We start from the raw sequence: 20,421 nt of genomic DNA on the forward strand, positions 1-20,421 counted from the left end.
GTGAGGACACAGATCGCCATGCCCGGCTGCCGAAGGACCAGTACCAGGCCCGCTCCTGTACCCACGGCCGGCTGAGCCGATGGGTGCCGATCGCACTTACGCGTACGGCGCCGCCGCCGGCCTTCTCGGTGACCTGCTCCTCGGCGATCCGCGCCGCGGACATCCGGTCGCCGCGTTCGGGCGTGCGGCCGCTGCCGTGGACCGCGCGTTGTGGCACGACCACCGCGGCTGGGGCGCCGTGCACACCGTCGTGTGCGCCGGTGGCGCCGTCGCACTCGGCACGCTGGCCGCACGCGCCGTACGCCCCTCCCCTGCCGCCTCCGTCGCACTGACCGCCGCCGCCACCTGGGCGGTCGTGGGCGGTACTTCGCTCGCCCGGGAGGCCCGCACGATCGGGCGCGCCCTGGAGTCCGGGGACGTCGAGGCGGCGCGGGCGCGGCTGCCGCATCTGTGCGGCCGGGACCCGCAGGCGCTGGACGCCGACGGGATCGCCCGGGCCGTGGTCGAGTCGGTCGCCGAGAACACCTCCGACGCCGTCGTGGGCGCCCTGGTGTGGGGCGCCCTGGCCGGGGTGCCCGGGCTGCTGGGCTTCCGGGCCGTCAACACCCTGGACGCGATGGTCGGTCACAGGTCCCCCCGCTACCGGCGCTACGGCTGGGCCTCCGCCCGGCTCGACGACCTGGCCGGCTGGCCGGGGGCCCGGCTGACCGCCGTACTCGCCGCCGCGGCCGGACCCGACCCGCGCGGTGCCCTGCGCGCCTGGAAGGCCGACGCCCACCGGCATCCGAGCCCCAACGCCGGGCCCGTGGAGGCATCGTTCGCGGGCGCTCTCGGCGTCCGGCTGGGCGGAACGCTCTCCTACGGCGGCCGGGTCGAGCACCGGCCCGTGCTGAACGGGGACACCGGCCGGGCCGTCCGGGGCACCGACATCGACCGGGCCGTACGGCTCTCCCGCCGCGTCGGCCTGCTCGCGCTCGGCGGCACGGTCGCCGCGCGCCTCCTCGCCAAGAACGTCAAGGGTCTGAAGGGACGTGGGAAGTGAACGGGGGACTCCTCGTCGCCGGCACCACCTCCGACGCCGGAAAGAGCGTCGTGACGGCCGGGATCTGCCGGTGGCTGGTGCGACAGGGCGTGAAGGTCGCGCCGTTCAAGGCGCAGAACATGTCGCTCAACTCCTTCGTCACCCGCGAGGGCGCGGAGATCGGGCGGGCCCAGGCCATGCAGGCCCAGGCGTGCCGGATCGAGGCGACCGCGCTGATGAACCCGGTGCTGCTCAAGCCGGGCGGCGAGCAGAGCAGCCAGGTGGTGCTGCTGGGCAGGCCGGTGGGCGAGTTGAGCGCACGCGGTTATCACGGCGGGCGGCAGCAGAGGCTCCTCGGCACGGTGCTGGACTGCCTGGCCGAGTTGCGGGGCACGTATGACGCGGTGATCTGTGAGGGCGCGGGCTCGCCTGCGGAGATCAATCTGCGGCGGACGGACATCGTGAACATGGGGATCGCGCGGAACGCGCGGCTGCCCGTGCTGGTGGTCGGGGACATCGACCGCGGAGGCGTGTTCGCCTCCTTCTTCGGGACCGTCGCCCTGCTCTCGCCGGAGGACCAGGAACTGGTCGCCGGCTTCCTGGTGAACAAGTTCCGCGGCGACGTCTCGCTGCTGGAGCCCGGTTTGGAGATGCTGTACGGCCTCACCGGGCGGCGTACGTACGGCGTGCTGCCGTTCCGGCACGGGCTCGGCATCGACGAGGAGGACGGGCTGCGGGTCTCGCTGCGGGGCACGGTCCGCGAGTCCGCCGTGACCCCGCCCGTCGGCGAGGACGTGCTGCGGGTCGCCGTGTGCGCGATCCCGCTGATGTCCAACTTCACGGACGTCGATGCGCTGGCCGCCGAACCCGGGGTCGTGGTGCGGTTCGTGGACCGGCCGGAGGAGCTGGCGGACGCGGACCTGGTGGTGATTCCGGGGACCCGGGGCACGGTCCGGGCGCTGGAGTGGCTGCGGGAGCGGGGCCTCGCGGACGCCGTCGTCCGGCGGGCCGCCGAGCAGCGGCCGGTCCTCGGCATCTGTGGCGGCTTCCAGATCCTCGGCGAGCGCATCGAGGACGAGGTCGAGTCGCGGGCCGGTGAGGTCCCGGGGCTCGGTGTGCTGCCCCTGCGGGTGCGGTTCGCCCGCGAGAAGACCCTGACCCGGCCGTCCGGGGAGGCCCTCGGCGAGCGGGTCGAGGGGTACGAGATCCACCACGGGGTCGCCACGATCGACGGCGGCGATCCCTTCCTCGACGGCTGCCGGGTCGGCCAGACCTGGGGCACGCACTGGCACGGCTCGCTGGAGTCGGACGGCTTCCGCCGGGCCTTTCTGCGCGAGGTGGCCGCCGCCGCGGGCCGCCGCTTCGTGCCCGCGCCGGACACCTCCTTCGCCGCGCTGCGCGAGGAGCAGCTCGACCGGCTCGGCGACCTGATCGAACAGCACGCGGACACGGACGCGCTCTGGCGGCTCATCGAGTCGGGCGCGCCGCAAGGACTGCCTTTCATTCCACCGGGAGCGCCCGCATGAGCACAGTGTTGTTGTTGTCGACCGCCGACACGGATCTGCTGGCGGCCCGGGCCTCCGGCGCGGACTACCGCATCGGCAACCCGACGCGGGTGGATGTCGCCGGTGAACTCCCGGGCCTCGTCCAGGGCGCGGACCTCGCCGTCGTACGGCTGCTGGGCGGCAAGCGCGCCTGGGAGGAGGGGCTGGCCGTGCTGCGGGCGTCCGGCGTCCCGACCGTGCTGCTGGGCGGCGAGGCCGTACCGGACGCCGAGTTGATGGCCGAGTCGTCGGTGCCGGCCGGTGTGGTGGCGGAGGCGCTGAAGTACCTGGTCGAGGGCGGGCCCGCGAACCTGCTGGAGCTGTCCCGGTTCCTGTCGGACACCGTGCTGCTGACCGGTGAGGGCTTCGAGGAGCCGCGAAGGATGCCGGAGTACGGCGTCCACGGCGACCGCCCTCTCGTCGACGGCCGGCCGACGGTGGGCGTGCTCTTCTACCGGGCGCACGAACTCAGCGGCAACACCGCCTTCGTGGACACCCTGTGCGCGGCGATCGAGGCGCAGGGCGCCAACGCCCTCCCCGTCTACTGTGGTTCGCTGCGCGGCGCGGACGCCGGGCTGTACGAGCTGCTGGGGCGGGCCGACGCGCTGATCGCGACCGTGCTCGCGGCCGGCGGCACCCACGCCTCGCAGGCCTCGGCGGGCGGTGACGAGGAGTCCTGGGACATCGGCGCGCTCGCGGAGCTGAACATCCCGGTGCTCCAGGGCCTCTGCCTCACCTCCTCGCGGTCCGCGTGGCAGGAGTCGGACGCCGCCCTCTCCCCCATGGACGCGGCGATGCAGGTCGCGATCCCGGAGTTCGACGGCCGGCTGATCACCGTGCCGTTCTCCTTCAAGGAGCAGGGCCCGGACGAGGTCCCGGTGTACGTCGCCGATCCGGAGCGGGCCGCGCGGGTGGCCGGAATCGCCCTGCGGCACGCGCGGTTGAAACACAAGCCGAACGCGGAGAAGAAGATCGCGCTGGTCTTCACCGCGTACCCGACCAAGCACTCCCGGGTCGGCAACGCGGTCGGCCTGGACACGCCCGCGTCGGCGGTCCGGGTCCTGGACGCCCTGCGGGAAGCCGGCTACGGCCTCACCGAATACCCCTCGGGTGGCGACGAGTTGATCCACCGGCTGATCGAGGCCGGCGGCCACGACGTGGAGTGGCTGACCGAGGAGCAGCTGGCGACGGCGCCCGCGCGGGTCCCGCTGGCCGACTACCGGGCGTGGTTCGAGAGGCTGGACCCGGAGCTCAGGGACGCCATGGTGGAGGCGTGGGGCGAGCCGCCGGGCAGCCTGTACGTCGACGGCGAGGACATCGTGCTGGCGTCCCTGCAGTTCGGGAACGTCGTGGTGATGATCCAGCCGCCGCGCGGATTCGGGGAGAACCCGATCGCGATCTACCACGACCCCGACATGCCGCCCTCGCACCACTACATGGCGGCCTACCGCTGGCTGGAGAACAGCTTCGGCGCCGACGCGATCGTGCACATGGGCAAGCACGGCACGATGGAGTGGCTGCCGGGCAAGGGGCTGGGACTGTCGCGCGGCTGCGCGCCGGACGCGGTCCTCGGCGAGCTGCCGCTGATCTACCCGTTCATCGTCAACGACCCCGGCGAGGGCACCCAGGCCAAGCGGCGCGGGCACGCCACGGTGGTCGACCACCTGGTGCCGCCGATGGCCCGCGCCGACACCTACGGCGACCTGGCCAAGCTGGAGCAGCTGCTGGACGAGTACGCGCTCGTCTCCGACCTGGACCCGACGAAGGCCCCGGCGGTCCGCGCCCAGATCTGGACGCTGGTCAAGGCGGCCGAGCTGCACCACGACCTGCATGTGGACGAGCAGCCGGACGACGAGGCGTTCGACGAGTTCGTCATGCACATCGACGGCTATCTGTGCGAGATCAAGGACGTACAGATCCGCGACGGCCTGCACATCCTGGGCGGCGGCCCGGTCGGCGAACCGCGGGTGAACCTGGTGCTGGCGGTGCTGCGGGCGTCCCAGGTGTGGGGCGGGCAGGCCAACGCCCTGCCGGGTCTGCGTGCGTGTCTGGCCACCCATTTCGGGCTCGTCGAGAAGGAGCTGCTGGCCGAACCCGGTGCCCCGGTGAAGGTGCCGGTGGAGCTGACGGACCTGGTGGACGGGCCGGCTCGTACCGCCTCCGACGCGATCGATCTGCTGGAGCAGCTGTGCCGACGGATCGCGGAGGGGATGGAGGCGCGGGCCTGGGACCGTGCGGTCGTTCCCGCCGTCCTGCGGGGCGTGCTCGGTGGCGAACTTCCCGATGGCATCGCGGTGTTGGAGTTCGCCTGCGACGAGGTCGTGCCGCGGCTCGCCCGCACCACCGACGAGCTCGGGCACATCCTGCGGGCCCTGGACGGCGGTTACGTCCCGGCCGGACCCTCCGGCTCCCCGACCCGCGGTCTGGTCAACGTGCTGCCGACCGGCCGGAACTTCTACTCGGTGGACCCCAAGGCCATTCCCTCGCGGCTGAGCTGGGAGGTCGGCCAGTCGCTCGCCGACTCCCTGGTGCAGAGGTATCTGCAGGACACGGGCGAGTACCCGAAGTCCGTCGGCCTGACGGTGTGGGGCACGTCGGCGATGCGCACCCAGGGCGACGACATCGCCGAGATCCTGGCGCTGCTGGGCTGCCGTCCGGTGTGGGACGACGCCTCGCGCCGGGTGACGGGCTTCGAGGTGGTCCCGCTGGAGGAGCTGGGGCGACCGCGCATCGACGTCACGGTCCGCATCTCCGGCTTCTTCCGGGACGCGTTCCCGCATGTGGTCGGGCTGATCGACGACGCGGTGCGGGCCGTGGCCGAGCTGGCCGAGCCCGCCGAGAGCAACTTCGTAAAGGCGCATGCCGACGACGACACCGCCGAGCACGGTGACCGGCGGCGCGCGACGGCCCGTGTCTTCGGCTCCAAGCCGGGGGCGTACGGCGCCGGCCTGCTGCCGCTGATCGACGCCCGCAACTGGCGCTCCGACGCCGACCTCGCCGAGGTGTACGCCGTCTGGGGCGGCTACGCGTACGGTCGCGGGCTCGACGGGCGGGCGGCGCGCGGGGACATGGAGACGGCGTTCCGGCGCATCGCGGTCGCCGCGAAGAACGTCGACACCCGCGAGCACGACCTGGTCGACGCCGACGACTACTTCCAGTACCACGGCGGCATGGTCGCCATGGTCCGGCACCTCACCGGCGCCAACCCCGAGGCGTACGTGGGCGATTCGGCCGTACCGGACCAGGTGAGGACGCGGACGCTCGGCGAGGAGACGCACCGCGTGTTCCGGGCCCGGGTGGTCAACCCGCGCTGGATGGCGGCCATGCGCCGGCACGGCTACAAGGGCGCCTTCGAGATGGCGGCGACCGTGGACTACCTGTTCGGCTACGACGCCACGGCGGGCGTGGTCGACGACTGGATGTACGAGAAGTTGAGCGCGGAGTACGTCTTCGACCCGGAGAACCGGGACTTCATGAAGAGGTCCAATCCTTGGGCGCTGCGCGGCATCACCGAGCGCCTGCTGGAGGCGGCGGACCGGGGGCTGTGGGCGGAGCCGGACGCGGACACGCTGGAGCGGCTGCGCGCCACCTATCTGGAACTGGAAGGCGACTTGGAGGGCGACGACCAGTGACAACCCCCTTTCCTTTCACGGCTGTTGTCGGCCAGGACGATCTGCGGCTCGCGCTGCTGCTGAACGCCGTCTCGCCGGCGGTCGGCGGCGTGCTGGTGCGCGGCGAGAAGGGCACCGCCAAGTCGACGGCCGTACGGGCCCTTGCGGCGCTGTTGCCGGAGGTGGCCGTCGTCGCCGGGTGCCGTTTCTCCTGTGACCCGGCGGCGCCGGACCCCTCCTGCCCGGACGGTCCGCACGAGCCGGGGGCGGGCGCTCAGAGGCCTTCGCGCATGGTCGAACTCCCCGTCGGCGCCTCCGAGGACCGCCTCGTCGGCGCGCTCGACATCGAGCGGGCGCTGGCCGAGGGCGTGAAGGCGTTCGAGCCGGGCCTGCTGGCCGACGCGCACCGCGGGATCCTGTACGTGGACGAGGTCAACCTCCTCCACGACCACCTGGTCGACCTGCTGCTCGACGCGGCGGCGATGGGCGCCTCGTACGTCGAGCGGGAGGGTGTCTCGGTACGGCATGCATCGAAGTTCCTGCTCGTCGGCACGATGAACCCCGAAGAGGGCGAGCTGCGGCCTCAGTTGCTGGACCGGTTCGGGCTGACGGTCGAAGTCGCCGCCTCGCGGGAGCCGGACCAGCGGGTCGAGGTGGTGCGGCGCCGACTGGCGTACGACGACGATCCGGCCGCCTTCGCCGCGCGGTGGGCCGAGGAGGAGGCCGCCGTACGGCAACGGATCGTCGCGGCGCGGAAGCTGCTGCCGCAGGTGCGGCTGGGCGACGGGGCGCTGCGGCAGATCGCGGCGACCTGTGCCGCCTTCGAGGTGGACGGCATGCGGGCCGACATCGTGATGGCGCGTACGGCGACCGCGCTCGCCGCGTGGGCCGGGCGGACGGACGTGCTCGCCGAGGACGTCCGGCAGGCCGCGCTGCTCGCGCTGCCGCACCGACGGCGGCGGAACCCGTTCGACGCGCCGGGTCTCGACGAGGACAAGCTGGACGAGACGCTGGAGCAGTTCGGCGGTGCCGAGGACGAGGACCCGGACGACGATCCTGGCCCCGACGGGCCCGGTGGCGGCGGTGGGCAGCCGGCGCCCGAGAGCGGTCCCCAGGGCGACGGCAAAAGCGCCGCGCAGCCCGAGACCGGTGAGGGCGGGCAGCCGCAGGCCTCCGGCGGACAGGAGCAGTCGCCGGTGCGGGCCGCGGAGCCGTTCCGTACGAAGGCGCTGAGCGTGCCCGGCATCGGTGAGGGGGCGGCGGGGCGGCGTTCCCGCGCCCGCACCGAGCACGGGCGGACCACCGGGGCCCGGCGGCCCCAAGGGGTGCTGTCCAAGCTGCACCTGACGGCGACCGTGCAGGCCGCCGCCCCGCATCAGCGGGCGCGCGGGCGGTCGGGGCCGGGGCTGGTGATCCGGCGGGACGATCTGCGCCAGGCGACGCGGGAAGGCCGCGAGGGGAACCTCGTTCTCTTCGTGGTGGACGCCTCCGGTTCGATGGCGGCCCGGCAGCGGATGAGCGCCGTGAAGGGTGCCGTGCTGTCCCTGCTGCTGGACGCCTACCAGCGGCGGGACAAGGTGGGTCTGGTGACCTTCCGGGGTGCCTCGGCGGACGTCACCCTGCCGCCCACGTCCTCCGTGGACGCGGCGGCGGCCCGGCTGGAGCGGCTCCCCACCGGTGGCCGTACGCCGCTGGCCGCAGGGCTGCTCAAGGCGCACGAGGTGCTGCGCGTGGAGCGGCTGCGGGATCCGGCGCGCCGGGCGCTGGTGGTCCTGGTGACGGACGGGCGGGCCACCGGCGGCCCGGAGCCCGTCGCCCTCGCCGGGCGTGCGGCCCGGCTGTTCGCGGCCGAGGGGGTCGCGTCGGTGGTCGTGGACTGCGAGTCGGGGCCGGTGCGGCTCGGGCTCGCCGGGCAGCTCGCCGGTGAGCTGGGCGGTACGGCCGTCACGCTGGACGAGCTGCGGGCCGACTCGATCGCCGGGCTGGTCAGGGATGTGCAGGGGACGTCGAGGAGGGCCGCGTAATGCCGCAGGGACAGCCGAGTGTCGTACCCGATGACGGTCTGACGACCCGCCAGCGACGCAACCGTCCGCTGGTCGTCGTGCACACCGGTGTCGGCAAGGGGAAGTCCACCGCCGCGTTCGGGCTCGCGCTGCGCGCCTGGAACCAGGGGTGGCCCATCGGGGTGTTCCAGTTCGTCAAGTCGGCGAAGTGGAAGGTCGGCGAGGAGAACGCGCTGCGCGTGCTCGGCGCCTCCGGCGAGGGCGGGACCGTCGCCTGGCACAAGATGGGTGAGGGCTGGTCCTGGGTGCAGCGGGACGCCCAGATGGACAACGAGGAGAAGGCCCGGGAGGGCTGGGAGCAGGTCAAGCGGGACCTGGCCGCCGAGACCTATCGGCTGTACGTGCTGGACGAGTTCGCCTACCCCATGCACTGGGGGTGGGTGGACACCGACGAGGTCGTGGACGTGCTGCGGAACCGGCCCGGTACCCAGCATGTGGTGATCACCGGGCGGAACGCGCCGGAGAAGCTGGTGGACTTCGCCGACCTCGTCACCGACATGTCCAAGGTCAAGCACCCCATGGACGTGGGGCAGAAGGGCCAGAAGGGCATCGAGTGGTGACGACGTCGGTGCCTCGGCTGGTCATCGCCGCGCCCTCCTCGGGCAGCGGCAAGACCACCGTCGCCACGGGGCTGATGGCCGCGTTCACCGCGCGGGGGCTCGCCGTGTCCCCGCACAAGGTCGGGCCGGACTACATCGACCCCGGGTACCACGCCCTCGCGACCGGTCGGGTGGGGCGCAACCTCGACGCGTACCTGTGCGGGCCGGAGCTGGTCGCTCCGCTGTTCCTGCACGGGGCGCGGGGGTGTGACATCGCCGTCGTCGAGGGTGTGATGGGGCTGTACGACGGGGCGGCGGGCGAGGGTGAACTCGCGTCCACCGCGCATGTCGCCAAGCTGCTGCGGGCGCCGGTGGTGCTGGTCGTCGACGCGTCGTCGCAGTCTCGGTCGGTGGCGGCGCTGGTGCACGGGTTCGCCTCCTGGGATCCGGAGGTGCGGGTCGGGGGCGTGATCCTCAACAAGGTCGCGTCCGACCGGCACGAAGAGCTGCTGCGGGACGCGTTGGACTCGGCGGGGGTGCCGGTGCTGGGTGCCTTGCGGCGGGCCGAGCAGGTGTCGACGCCCTCTCGGCATCTGGGGTTGGTGCCGGTCGCCGAGCGGGGCGCTGCGGCGGCGGGGGCTGTGGCGGCGATGGCGGCGCAGGTGGCCCATGGTTGCGACTTGGCCGCGCTGGAAGGACTTGCCCGTAGTGCAGGTGCCCTCCCAGGGGGCTCCGCCCTCTGGACCCCCGTCTGCCCACCCGTCCACCGGAAACCGTCCGTTGAAAGGCGAGCGCCCGTCGTCGCCGTAGCCGGTGGGTCCGCGTTCACCTTCTCCTACGCCGAGCACGCCGAGTTGCTCACCGCCGCCGGTGCCGAGGTCGTCACCTTCGACCCCCTGAGGGATGAGCGACTCCCCGACGGCACCGCCGGGTTGGTCATCGGCGGCGGCTTCCCCGAGGTGTACGCGGCCGAGCTGTCCGCCAACGAGCCGCTGCGCAAGGCCGTCGCCGAGCTGGCGCTGAGCGGTGCCCCGGTGGCCGCCGAATGCGCCGGACTGCTGTACCTGTGCAAGGAGCTGGACGGGCGACCGATGTGCGGCGTGCTGGACGCCACCGCGCGGATGACGGAACGGCTGACGCTCGGCTACCGGGACGCCGTGGCCGTCGGGGACAGTGTGCTGGCCGTCGCCGGGACGCGGATGCGGGGGCATGAGTTCCATCGGACCGTGGTCGAGCCCGGCGCCGGGGCCGCTCCGGCGTGGGGTGTGCGGGCCCCCGTCCGGCGGGTCGAAGGTTTCGTACAGCAGGGCGTGCACGCGAGTTATCTGCACACGCACTGGGCGTCCGAGCCCGGTGTCGCCCGTCGGTTCGTGGAGAGGTGCCGGACGTCATGAGCAGCAGGCTGGTCGGAGTCGGGGTCGGTCCCGGTGATCCGGAGCTGGTGACCGTCAAGGGGGTCAACGCGCTGCGGGCCGCCGAGGTGGTCGTCGTGCCGGTGATGGCCGCATTCGATGGCACAGATGGCGGGGAGCGCGGGCGGGCCGAGGCGACCGTGTTGCACTACGTGCCCGAGGCCAAGGTCGTCCGGGTGGTGTTCGCGCTGAACGAGCGGACCGACCGGGCGCGCCGGGAGGCCGCCTGGGACGCGGCGGGTGCCGCGGTCGCCGGGCTGCTGGAGCGGCACGGGTCGGTCGCCTTCGCCACCATCGGCGATCCCAACGTGTACTCGACGTTCACGTATCTCGCGCAGACGATCGCCGGGCTGGTGCCCGGTGTCGTCGTGGAGACCGTGCCGGGGATCACCGCCATGCAGGATCTGGCGGCCCGGTCCGGTGCCGTGCTGACCGAGGGCACCGAGCCGCTGACGCTGGTGCCGGTGACCGCCGGGTCCGCCGCGCTCAAGGAGGCGCTGGCCGGGCCGGGGACCGTCGTCGCGTACAAGTTCGGGCGGCAGGCCGCCGAGGTCGCCGAGGCGCTTGTGGAGACCGGGCGGCTGGCCGGTGCCGTGTGGGGTTCGGCGCTGGGGCTGCCGGAGGAGTCGGTGCGGCCGGCGGCCGAGCTGGACGGGGCGCCGCTGCCGTATCTGTCGACGCTGATCGCGCCCCCGCGGCGGGACGGCGGACGGGGCGGGAAGCTGTGAGGCGGACGAGCCGGCCGGCCCCCCGGGACGCGTGCCGCCGGCCGGACGGGTCAGCCGCCGGACAGACCCACCACCAACCAGATGAAGGCCACGCCCGCCACCGTGCACAGCAGGGTGGAGCGCGCCGGGTGCTCGTGGTGGGCCTCGGGCAGGATCTCGGCGGCGGCGAGGTACAGCAGGACGCCGCCGAACAGGCCCAGGTAGCCGCCGAGCGCCGCCTCGGGGATGTGGAAGAAAGCGGTCGACAGCGCGCCCAGCACGGGTGCGCAGGCGTCGGCCACCAGCATCGCGATCGCCCGGCGGCGGGCGTTGCCGTACAGGCTCGTGATGGTGAAGGTGTTGAAGCCGTCGGCGAAGTCGTGCGCGATCACGGCGAGCGCCACGGCGGCACCCATACCGCCGCCCACCTGGAAGGCCGCGCCGATGGCCACGCCGTCCATCGCGCTGTGGCCGACCATCGCGGCGGCCGCCACGAGGCCCACCTCGGGCGCCCGGTGGCCCAGCCCCTCGGCGCCGCCGTGCGCGGCCTGGCGGGCGGCCAGGGTGCGTTCCACCAGGTGGGCCAGGAGAAAGCCGGCCACGAACAGCAGCAGGGCGGCGGGTACGCCGAAGATCTCGCGGTCGGCGGCGCGCAGTGCCTCCGGCAGCAGGTCCAGGCCGACCACGCCCAGCATCAGGCCGCCGGCCAGTCCCAGGACGAGATGGCGACGGTCGGTCACGCGCTGTGCCGTCCAGCCGCCGGCCAGCGTCATCAGGAACGCGCCGAGCGCGACGAAGACCGCCATGGGCCCTTGCTATCCGATGGAGGCGCCTTCGCGCACATCCGGCGCCGACCGCATCCCGCCAGACCCTGACATTTCACCCGCTTTTGATGTGTGTTCCCGTACGAGAGGACCCTTCCCATGGCCGATGCCCCCACCGGCAAGGTGACGTTCGTCGGCGCCGGCCCCGGCGCCGCCGATCTGCTGACGTTCCGCGCCGCGCGCGCCATCGCGGAGGCGGACGTGGTGATCTGGGCGGCGAGCCTGGTCCAGGCGGAGGTCCTCGAACACGCGCGTGCGGACGCGGAGGTCCTGGACTCGGCGACCATGCCCCTGGAGGAGGTCGTCGCCGTCTACCGGCGCGCCCACGCCGAGGGTCTGAAGGTGGCGCGGATCCACTCCGGCGACCCGGCGCTGTGGGGCGGCACGCAGGAGCAGCTGGACCGGTGCGCCGAGATCGGGATCGAGACCGAGGTCGTACCCGGGGTGTCCGCCTTCTCCGCCGTCGCCGCACTCGCACGCCGCGAGCTGACCATCCCCGAGGTCGCGCAGTCCGTCGTCCTCACCCGGCTGGGCGGCGGCAAGACGCCGATGCCGCCCGGGGAAGAGGTGCGGGAGTTCGCCCGGCACGGTACGACGATGGCGATCTTCCTCTCCGCCGCACGCAGCGGGCAGCTGGTGCGCGAGCTGCTGGAGGGCGGCTATCCGACGGACACCCCGGTGGTCGTCGCCTACCAGGCGACCTGGCCGGAGGAGCTGGTGGTGAGGTGCACGGTCGGCACGCTGGAGGAGACGGTCAAGGAGCACAGGCTCTGGAAGCACACGCTCTTCCTGGTCGGCTCGGCGCTGGACGCGCACGGCACCCGCTCGCACCTGTACCACCCCGGCCACTTCCACGGGTACCGCAAGGCCGACCCCGAGGCCCGGCGGGCCCTGCGCGAGCGGGGAGCGAGCAGTTGATCACGGTCGTCGGCACGGGGACGGGGGCGCCGGTTCCGGAGGATCTCCCCGCCGGGGCCGCCCTCGTCGTCGGCGGCCGCCGGCACCTGGACGCGGTACGGCTGCCGGAGGGCGCCGAGCGCATCGTGCTCGGGCCGCTGGCGCCCGCCCTGGACACGATCGCCGAATATGTCGACAAAGAGCTTCCCGTGGTGGTGCTGGCCTCCGGCGACCCGGGGTTCTTCGGGATCGTGCGGGCGCTGGCCGAGCGGTTCGGGCCGCGGCGGCTGGAGGTGCGGCCCGGGGTCTCGTCCGTCGCCGCCGCGTTCGCGCGGGTGGGGCTGCCGTGGGACGACGCCGTGGTGGTCAGCGCGCATGGCCGGGAGCTGCGTACGGCGGTCAATGTGTGCCGGGCGCGCCCGAAGGTGGCGGTGCTGACGGGGCCGGGCGCGGGGCCGGCGGAACTGGGCGCGGCGCTGCTGCACGGCCCGGGTGTGCCCGGGCGGGTCCTCGTCGTCGCCTCCGCGCTCGGCTCCGCGCAGGAGCGCGTCGAACGGCTCACTCCGGCCGAGGCCGCCGCCCGGGACTGGGGAACGGCGGTGAGCGTGGTGCTGTGTCTGGACGAGGCACGGGCGCTCGGGCCGGTGCGCACGGTTGCCGGGGTTCCCGCGCGGCCTTCCCGGTGGGCCCTGGACGAGGACGAGTTCACGCACCGTGACTCCATGATCACCAAGTTCGAGGTGCGGGCGCTCGCCCTGGCCCGGCTGGGGCCGCGCCTCGGCGACCTGGTGTGGGACGTGGGCTCGGGTTCCGGCTCCGTGGCCGTCGAGTGCGCGCGGCTCGGCGCGGCCGTCGTCGCCGTGGAGAAGGCGGCGGACGGGGTGGAGCGGATCCGCGCCAACGCCCGCGCGCACGGCGTGGACGTGGACGTGGTGCACGGCGCGGCGCCGGACGTCCTTGCCGGGCTCGCCGGCGATCCCGACGCCGTGTTCGTCGGCGGCGGAGGGCGTGAACTGCCCGCCGTCGTGGGCGCGTGCGCGCGGCGGGCCCGGCGTGCGGTCGTCGTCGCCATGGCCGCCGTCGACCGGGTGCCGGCGGCCCGCGAGGCGCTCACGGCCGCCGGGTTCACCTGCGACGGGGTGCTGCTGCAGTCCTCGCGCCTGGCGCCGCTCCCCGGGGACGTGACCCGGCTCGCGGCGACCAATCCTGTGTTTCTGCTGTGGGGCGTCAGAACCCCGGTGCCTAGTGAAGGAGTTCTCCAGTGATCGGCCTGATTTCCGCCACCGCGGCGGGAGCGGCGGCACGGGACCGGCTGGCCGCGGCCTGGCCGGACCGGACGCGGGTGTACGAGGGACCCGTCAAAGAGGCGGTGCGGTCCGCGTTCGCCGAGTGCGAGCAGCTGGTGTGCTTCCTGGCGACGGGCGCGGTGGTACGGCTGCTCGCACCGCTCCTCGGCGACAAGACGGCCGATCCGGGTGTGGTCTGCGTGGACGAGGGCGGCCGGTTCGCGGTGTCGCTGGTCGGCGGGCACGGCGGCGGGGCCAACGAACTCGCCCGCGCAGTCGGTGAGTTGCTCGGTGCCGAGCCGGTGGTGACGACCGCGACGGACTCGGTGGGGCTCGCGGGTCTGGATACGCTGGGACTGCCCTACGAGGGCTCGGTCGCGGCCGTGTCCCGCGCCCTGCTGGACGGTGAACCGGTCGCGCTGGAGGCCGAGTTGGCCTGGCCCCTGCCGCCGCTGCCGACCTCGGCTCAGGCGGCGTACACGATCCGGCTCACCGACCGGGCCGTCGAGCCCGGCGAGCGCGAGGTGCTGCTGAGGCCGCCCTCGCTGGTGGTCGGGGTCGGCGCCTCAACGGGCGCGCCGGTGGAGGAGGTGCTGGGTCTGGTCGAGGGCGCGCTGCGGGAGGCGGGGCTCTCGCCGCGGTCCGTGGCCGAACTCGCCACCGTGGACGCCAAGTCCGAGGAGCCGGGCATCGTGGCCGCCGCAGCGCGGCTGGGGGTGCCGCTGGTGACGTACTCCGCCGAGGAGCTGGCCGCCGTCGAGGTGCCCAATCCGTCGGACGCGCCGCTCACGGCCGTCGGCACGCCGTCGGTGGCGGAGGCGGCGGCTCTGGTGCGCGGCGGCGAACTCCTCGTGCCCAAGAAGAAGTCGCACGGCCGCCCCGCCATGACGACCTGTGCCGTCGTACGGCGTCCGGGGCGCGGGCGGCTCGCGGTGGTCGGGCTCGGGCCCGGCGCCCGGGACCTGCTGACCCCGCGCGCGGCGGCCGAGTTGCGCCGGGCCTCGGTGCTGGTCGGGCTCGACCAGTACGTGGACCAGATCCGCGACCTGCTGCGTCCCGGCACCCGGGTGCTGAAGTCGGGGCTCGGCGCCGAGGAGGAGCGGGCGCGCACGGCGGTCGCCGAGGCCCGCGAGGGGCATGCGGTCGCGCTGATCGGCAGCGGGGACGCGGGCGTGTACGCCATGGCGTCCCCGGCGCTCGCCGAGGCCTCCGACGACATCGACGTGGTCGGGGTGCCCGGGGTGACGGCCGCGCTGGCCGCCGCGGCGGTCCTGGGCGCGCCGCTGGGCCACGACCACGTGTCCATCAGCCTGTCCGACCTGCACACGCCGTGGGAGGTCATCGAGCGGCGGGTGCGGGCGGCGGCCGAGGCGGACATCGTCGTCACCTTCTACAACCCGCGCTCCCGGGGCCGCGACTGGCAGCTGCCGAAGGCGCTCGCGATCCTCGCCGGGCACCGGGAGCCGACGACGCCGGTGGGTGTCGTGCGCAACGCGTCCCGGCCGGACGAGTCGAGCCGGGTCACGACCCTCGCCGAACTGGATCCGGCGTCGGTCGACATGATGACGGTCGTCACCGTGGGCAACACGGCCACCCGGATCATCGCGGGACGCATGGTGACACCGCGCGGCTACCGCTGGCAGGAACGCACCCAGGAGGGCGCCCAGTGAACCCTGTGGCCCGTGTGGTCCACCCCATCGAGCAGGAGTCCTTCCGCCGGCTGCGCGCCCGCCTGGACACCTCGCACTTCCCGCCGCTCACCCGGGCGGTGGTGGAGCGGGTCATCCACTCCGCCGCCGACCCGGAGTACGCGACCGATCTCGTCATGGCCGAGGACGACCTGGTCAAGGCGCACGCGGCGCTGCACGCCGGGGCGCCGGTCGTCGTGGACGTGGAGATGGTCGCGGCCGGCATCACCCGCCGGGAGACGGTCTGCCGGCTGAAGGAGGCCGCGTCCGGCCCCGGGCTGACCCGTTCGGCCCATGCCGTCCGGCTCGCCTACGAGCAGGTCGGACCCGGCGCGCTGTGGGTGATCGGCTGCGCGCCGACCGCCCTGGAGGAGCTGCTCACCCTGGACGCCTCCCCCGCGCTCGTCATCGGCCTGCCCGTCGGATTCGTCGGCGCGGCCGAGTCCAAGGCCGCGCTGCGCGCGAGCGGGCTGCCCGCCGTGAGCAACGTGTCCGAGAAGGGCGGGTCGGCGGTCGCCGCCGCCGCGCTCAACGCCCTGCTGTACCACCCCGTTTCGCCTGAGGAGACCTCGTGACCACCCCGCCCGCCCTGCTCATCGCCGGACACGGCACCCGTGACGACGCCGGAGCCGAGGCGTTCCGCGACTTCGTGCGGCAGTTGCAGCTCCGCTCCGACATGCCGGTCGCGGGCGGCTTCATCGAGCTGTCCGCGCCGCCGCTGGGCGAGGTCGTCGCCGGACTGGTGGCGCGGGGCGTACGCCGGTTCGCCACCGTGCCGCTGATGCTGGTGTCCGCCGGGCACGCCAAGGGCGACATCCCGGCCGCGCTGGCCCGCGAGAAGGAACGGCACCCGGGCATCTCGTACACCTACGGCCGTCCGCTGGGCCCGCACCCGGCGCTGCTGAGCGTGCTGGAGCGGCGGCTGGACGAGGCGCTGGGCTCCGCCGCGAGGAGCCCCGAGGACCGGGCCGATGTGACCGTGCTGCTGGTGGGGCGCGGCTCCACCGACCCCGACGCCAACGCCGAGGTGTACAAGGCGGCGCGGCTGCTGTGGGAGGGGCGCGGGTACGCCGGGGTGGAGACGGCGTTCGTGTCGCTGGCGGCGCCGGACGTGCCCAGCGGGCTGGACCGGTGCGCGGCGCTGGGGGCACGGCGGATCGTCGTACTCCCCTACTTCCTGTTCACCGGGATTCTGCCGGACCGGGTGCGGCAGCAGACCGAGGGATGGGCGGCCGCGCACCCGGAGATCGAGGTGCGGTCGGCGGATGTCATCGGGCCCGAGCCGGAGCTGCTGGACCTGGTGAAGGAGCGGTACGAGGAGGCCGTCAAGGGCGATCTGCGCATGAACTGCGACTCGTGCGTCTACCGGATCGCGCTGCCGGGCTTCGAGGACAAGGTGGGGCTGCCGCAGCAGCCGCACTTCCACCCGGACGACCACGGCCACCACGGCTCCGGGCACGGTCACGGACATCACCATCACGGGGGGCACTCGCACAGCCATGCGCACTGACGGGACTGGGTCCGGGCACGATCTGCGGCATCACGGGGACGCCGAAGTGCGCGACGACGGGGCGGCGTTGACCGACCTCGCCGTCAACGTCCGTGCGGACACGCCCCCGCCGTGGCTGCGGGAGGAGATCGCCGGCTCGCTGTCGTCCCTCGCGGCCTATCCGGACGGGCGGGCCGCGCGGGCGGCGGTGGCGGCGCGGCACGGGCTGCCGGTGGAGCGGGTGCTGCTGACGGCGGGCGCGGCAGAGGCGTTCGTGCTGCTCGCCCGTGCGCTGAAGGTACGGCGACCGGTCGTGGTGCATCCGCAGTTCACCGAGCCGGAGGCGGCGCTCCGGGACGCGGGGCACAGCGTGGACCGGGTGCTGCTGCGGGCGGAGGACGGGTTCCGGCTGGATCCGGCGGCGGTGCCGGAGGAGGCGGACCTGGTGGTCATCGGGAATCCGACCAACCCGACGTCGGTGCTGCATCCGGCGGAGGCGATCGCCCGACTCGCCCGGCCCGGGCGGGTGCTGGTGGTCGACGAGGCGTTCATGGACGCGGTGCCGGGTGAGCGGGAGGCACTGGCCGGGCGGACCGATGTGCCGGGGCTGGTCGTGCTGCGTAGTCTGACCAAGACCTGGGGGCTGGCCGGGCTGCGGATCGGGTATGTGATGGCTCCTGTGGAGATCATCGCCGAACTGGAGCGGGCTCAGCCGTTGTGGCCGGTGTCCACGCCCGCGCTGGCCGCCGCTCGGGCGTGTGTGACGCCGCGGGCGCTGGCGGAGGCGGGGCATGCGGCGCATCGCATCGCTGCGGACCGGGTCCATCTGGTGGCGGGGCTGTCGGAGTTCGCCTCCCTGGGAGTACGGGTGGTGGGGCCTGCGGAGGGGCCGTTCGTGCTGGTCCGTATGCCGGGGGCCGCGGCGGTACGGCACCGGTTGCGTGAGCTTGGCTATGCGGTGCGGCGGGGGGACACGTTTCCGGGGCTCGGTGCGGAATGGGTGCGGGTGGCGGTGCGGGACCGGGTCACGGTGAGCGGGTTTCTGTCGGCGCTGTCCGTCGCGCTCCGGTAGCCGGGCTCCGCCTCGCCCACCCGCTCGGGCCGGGAGGCCGCTCCCTACCCGGCGTGACGGCCGAGCCCCCGCCGAGCGGGGAGCGGCACCGGCAGGTGGCTCAGCCCTTGCGGCGCCGGGCCACCGTCACCGCTCCCCCGCCGAGCAGCACCAGCGCCAGCGCGCCGCCCGCGATGTACGGGGTCGCGGAGCTGCCGCCGGTCTCCGCGAGGTCCTGTCGGGCTCCCTGGGGCTTCACGCCGGCGGCCGGGTCGTGGCTCGGCACCGGGTGCCCGCTCGGCGAGACCGTCGGGGACTCGCAGGTGGCCTTCGCCAGAGTGACCGTGCCTTCGACGTCGGCCACGTTGAGCTTCAAGGGGTTGACGGAGACCTTGAGTTCGAGGGCGGTGGCGGCGGCCGTGCGGGTCGTGGTGCGCCGCTGGGCGAGGTCGAGGCGGACCTCGCCGACGCCGGGCACCTTGACCTCGCTCGGGCCGCCGGCGGTCAGGGTGACGCGCTTGCCGAGGACGGTGACGGAGCCGAGGACGTTCGCGGCGGCCACGGGCGCCTTGCCCGCCTCGCAGGTCGCCCTGGCGGTGACCGTGCCGACCTCGATCAGGGACAGCAGGGGCAGGCCGGGGACGTGCAGCTTGGCGTCGACGAGCCGGACCGAGCCCTCGGCGCGCCGGGCGGTCACGGTGGCCTTCGCCGAGGCGACGTCCGCGCCGAGGACCGTGAACGGCCTGCCGTCGGCCACGCCGTCGAGCCGGGCGGACAGCGCGGTCCGGTCGGCGCTCTGCGGTGCCTGGACCTCGTTGAGGGAGACGGCGAGCGGCACGTCGACGGTCTTGTTGAGCAGGGACACGTCGAGCCCGGTGCGCAGGACGACGGCGGAGGCGCGACCGTGGTCACCGGTCGCGTGCGCGGCGCCCGCGCCGAGGACCGCGGGCGCCGCCGCGAGGGCGGTGACCGTCGCCGCGGCGGCGAGTCGGCGTGCGGGCATGCGGAAGTTGTTGCTGTTCAAGGCGGTGGGACCCCCAGTGGGAACATGCTTGGGACCCGTCAACCTTGTACGCACTGTGGGTGAACGGTCAGCAATCCTGCGTCACTTCACTCAAACGTGAATCTCCCGCACGTCGATTCGAATCAGCGGGCACAGGTGTTCCCGACGGTCCCTTGCGCCCCTGCGCGCCTACTCGATCACGATCCCGTTCAGCACCACCCGGCGCGGTGCCGCCAGCACCCGTACGTCCGCGCGCGGGTCGGCCTCGTACACCACGAGGTCGGCCGGTGCGCCCTCCACGAGGTTGGGGGCGGCGAGAAAGGCGCGGGCGCCCCAGCACGCCGCCGAGACGGCGTCCACGGCGGGGACGCCTGCGGTGACGAGTTCCGCCACCTCCGCCGCGACCAGTCCGTGGGCCAGCGAGCCGCCGGCGTCCGTGCCGGCGTAGACCTGGATACCGGCGTCGTAAGCGTTGCGGACGGTGTCGTAGCGGCGCTCGTGCAGCCGGCGCATGTGTGCCGACCAGCGCGGGAACTTCTTCTCGCCGCCGTCCGCGAGCCGCGGGAACGTGGCGATGTTCACGAGGGTGGGGACGATCGCGACCTCCCGCTCGGCGAAGAGCGGGATCAGGTCGTCCGTGAGACCGGTGGCGTGCTCGACGCAGTCGATGCCCGCCTCGACCAGGTCGCGCAGGGAGCTCTCCGCGAAGCAGTGCGCGGTGACGCGGGCGCCGAGCCGGTGTGCCTCGGCGATGGCCGCCTCGACCGCCTCGCGCGGCCAGCAGGGGGCGAGGTCGCCGAGATCGCGGTCGAGCCAGTCGCCGACCAGCTTCACCCAGCCGTCGCCGCGCTCGGCCTCCTGGGCGACGTAGGCGACCAGGTCGTCCGGCTCGATCTCCCAGGCGTAGTTGCGGATGTAGCGACGGGTGCGGGCGATGTGCCGGCCAGCCCGTTTGATCTTCGGCAGATCCTCGCGGTCGTCGATCCAGCGTGTGTCGGACGGCGAACCGGCGTCCCGGATCAGCAGGGTGCCGGCATCGCGGTCGGTGAGCGCCTGCTTCTCGGCAGTGCCCGCGTCGACCGGGCCGTCCGGGCCGAGGCCCACATGGCAGTGCGCGTCGGCCAGGCCGGGCAGCGCCCAGCCCTCGACGGTACGGACGTCCCGGGCCCCGGCGGGGCGGTCGTAGGTCACCCGGCCCCCGACCACCCACAGCTCGTCGCGGACGTCCTCGGGTCCGACGAGGACCCGCCCCTTCACGTGCAGCACCGCGCCATCGCTCATGCTCT

Annotated in this window: 16 protein-coding genes; 13 read left to right on the forward strand and 3 right to left on the reverse strand. The window is 73.9% G+C overall.

Annotation, left to right across the window (positions count from 1 at the left end; all coding sequences use genetic code 11):
* Positions 1-79 precede the first annotated feature (79 nt).
* Genes ACFYOH_RS36515 through cobI form a run of 7 tightly spaced genes read left to right on the forward strand, consistent with a single transcriptional unit; the run spans position 80 to position 10,918 of the window.
* Positions 80-1,042, forward strand: a complete 963-nt coding sequence (locus ACFYOH_RS36515; protein ID WP_388634889.1) for a cobalamin biosynthesis protein — start codon at positions 80-82, stop codon at positions 1,040-1,042.
* On the forward strand, positions 1,039-2,547 hold the full coding sequence (locus ACFYOH_RS36520; protein ID WP_388634891.1) for a cobyric acid synthase: 1,509 nt from the start codon (positions 1,039-1,041) through the stop codon (positions 2,545-2,547). Before ACFYOH_RS36515 ends, ACFYOH_RS36520 begins: the two co-directional genes overlap by 4 nt.
* Positions 2,544-6,197 carry a cobaltochelatase subunit CobN gene (gene cobN, locus ACFYOH_RS36525; protein ID WP_388634893.1) on the forward strand — a complete coding sequence of 1,218 codons (3,654 nt, stop codon included), beginning with the start codon at positions 2,544-2,546 and terminating at the stop codon, positions 6,195-6,197. The genes ACFYOH_RS36520 and cobN overlap by 4 nt, the downstream gene beginning before the upstream one ends.
* Positions 6,194-8,200, forward strand: a complete 2,007-nt coding sequence (locus tag ACFYOH_RS36530; RefSeq protein ID WP_388634895.1) for a putative cobaltochelatase — start codon at positions 6,194-6,196, stop codon at positions 8,198-8,200. The genes cobN and ACFYOH_RS36530 overlap by 4 nt, the downstream gene beginning before the upstream one ends.
* Positions 8,200-8,799: a cob(I)yrinic acid a,c-diamide adenosyltransferase gene (gene cobO, locus ACFYOH_RS36535; RefSeq protein WP_388634897.1), complete on the forward strand. Its 600-nt coding sequence runs from the start codon at positions 8,200-8,202 to the stop codon at positions 8,797-8,799. The genes ACFYOH_RS36530 and cobO overlap by 1 nt, the downstream gene beginning before the upstream one ends.
* Complete coding sequence (locus tag ACFYOH_RS36540) at positions 8,796-10,172, forward strand: cobyrinate a,c-diamide synthase (protein ID WP_388634899.1); 1,377 nt, start codon at positions 8,796-8,798, stop codon at positions 10,170-10,172. The genes cobO and ACFYOH_RS36540 overlap by 4 nt, the downstream gene beginning before the upstream one ends.
* A complete protein-coding gene (cobI, locus tag ACFYOH_RS36545) occupies positions 10,169-10,918 on the forward strand; it encodes a precorrin-2 C(20)-methyltransferase (protein WP_388634901.1) in 750 nt (249 codons plus the stop codon). Before ACFYOH_RS36540 ends, cobI begins: the two co-directional genes overlap by 4 nt.
* Before the next feature lie 50 nt (positions 10,919-10,968).
* Here the strand turns inward: cobI and ACFYOH_RS36550 are convergent, their stop codons facing one another.
* Positions 10,969-11,703 carry a ZIP family metal transporter gene (locus ACFYOH_RS36550; RefSeq protein ID WP_388634903.1) on the reverse strand — a complete coding sequence of 245 codons (735 nt, stop codon included), beginning with the start codon at positions 11,701-11,703 and terminating at the stop codon, positions 10,969-10,971.
* Between the two features lie 117 nt (positions 11,704-11,820).
* On the opposite strand from ACFYOH_RS36550, the gene cobM reads away from it, so the two are divergent.
* The 6 genes from cobM to cobC are packed head-to-tail and all read left to right on the forward strand — an operon-like array spanning position 11,821 to position 18,153.
* The gene (cobM, locus tag ACFYOH_RS36555; RefSeq protein WP_388634905.1) at positions 11,821-12,639 is read left to right on the forward strand and encodes a precorrin-4 C(11)-methyltransferase; all 819 of its coding nucleotides are present in this window, start codon (positions 11,821-11,823) and stop codon (positions 12,637-12,639) included.
* A complete protein-coding gene (gene cbiE, locus ACFYOH_RS36560; protein ID WP_388634907.1) occupies positions 12,636-13,883 on the forward strand; it encodes a precorrin-6y C5,15-methyltransferase (decarboxylating) subunit CbiE in 1,248 nt (415 codons plus the stop codon). The genes cobM and cbiE overlap by 4 nt, the downstream gene beginning before the upstream one ends.
* Positions 13,880-15,574, forward strand: a complete 1,695-nt coding sequence (gene cobJ, locus ACFYOH_RS36565; RefSeq protein WP_388634909.1) for a precorrin-3B C(17)-methyltransferase — start codon at positions 13,880-13,882, stop codon at positions 15,572-15,574. The genes cbiE and cobJ overlap by 4 nt, the downstream gene beginning before the upstream one ends.
* 5 nt (positions 15,575-15,579) lie before the next feature.
* Positions 15,580-16,167: a precorrin-8X methylmutase gene (locus tag ACFYOH_RS36570; protein ID WP_388635002.1), complete on the forward strand. Its 588-nt coding sequence runs from the start codon at positions 15,580-15,582 to the stop codon at positions 16,165-16,167.
* A complete protein-coding gene (locus tag ACFYOH_RS36575; RefSeq protein WP_388634911.1) occupies positions 16,164-17,102 on the forward strand; it encodes a sirohydrochlorin chelatase in 939 nt (312 codons plus the stop codon). The genes ACFYOH_RS36570 and ACFYOH_RS36575 overlap by 4 nt, the downstream gene beginning before the upstream one ends.
* The gene (gene cobC, locus ACFYOH_RS36580; protein ID WP_388634913.1) at positions 17,092-18,153 is read left to right on the forward strand and encodes an Rv2231c family pyridoxal phosphate-dependent protein CobC; all 1,062 of its coding nucleotides are present in this window, start codon (positions 17,092-17,094) and stop codon (positions 18,151-18,153) included. The genes ACFYOH_RS36575 and cobC overlap by 11 nt, the downstream gene beginning before the upstream one ends.
* A 100-nt stretch (positions 18,154-18,253) precedes the next feature.
* On the opposite strand, the gene ACFYOH_RS36585 is transcribed toward cobC, so the two are convergent.
* Together ACFYOH_RS36585 and ACFYOH_RS36590 are read right to left on the reverse strand one after the other, a co-directional pair.
* Positions 18,254-19,156, reverse strand: a complete 903-nt coding sequence (locus ACFYOH_RS36585) for an SCO1860 family LAETG-anchored protein (RefSeq protein ID WP_388634915.1) — start codon at positions 19,154-19,156, stop codon at positions 18,254-18,256.
* A gap of 168 nt (positions 19,157-19,324) precedes the next feature.
* Positions 19,325-20,416: an amidohydrolase family protein gene (locus ACFYOH_RS36590; protein WP_388634917.1), complete on the reverse strand. Its 1,092-nt coding sequence runs from the start codon at positions 20,414-20,416 to the stop codon at positions 19,325-19,327.
* Positions 20,417-20,421: the final 5 nt, after the last annotated feature.

Source organism: Streptomyces sp. NPDC007856, assembly GCF_042868225.1.
Classification (GTDB): domain Bacteria; phylum Actinomycetota; class Actinomycetes; order Streptomycetales; family Streptomycetaceae; genus Streptomyces.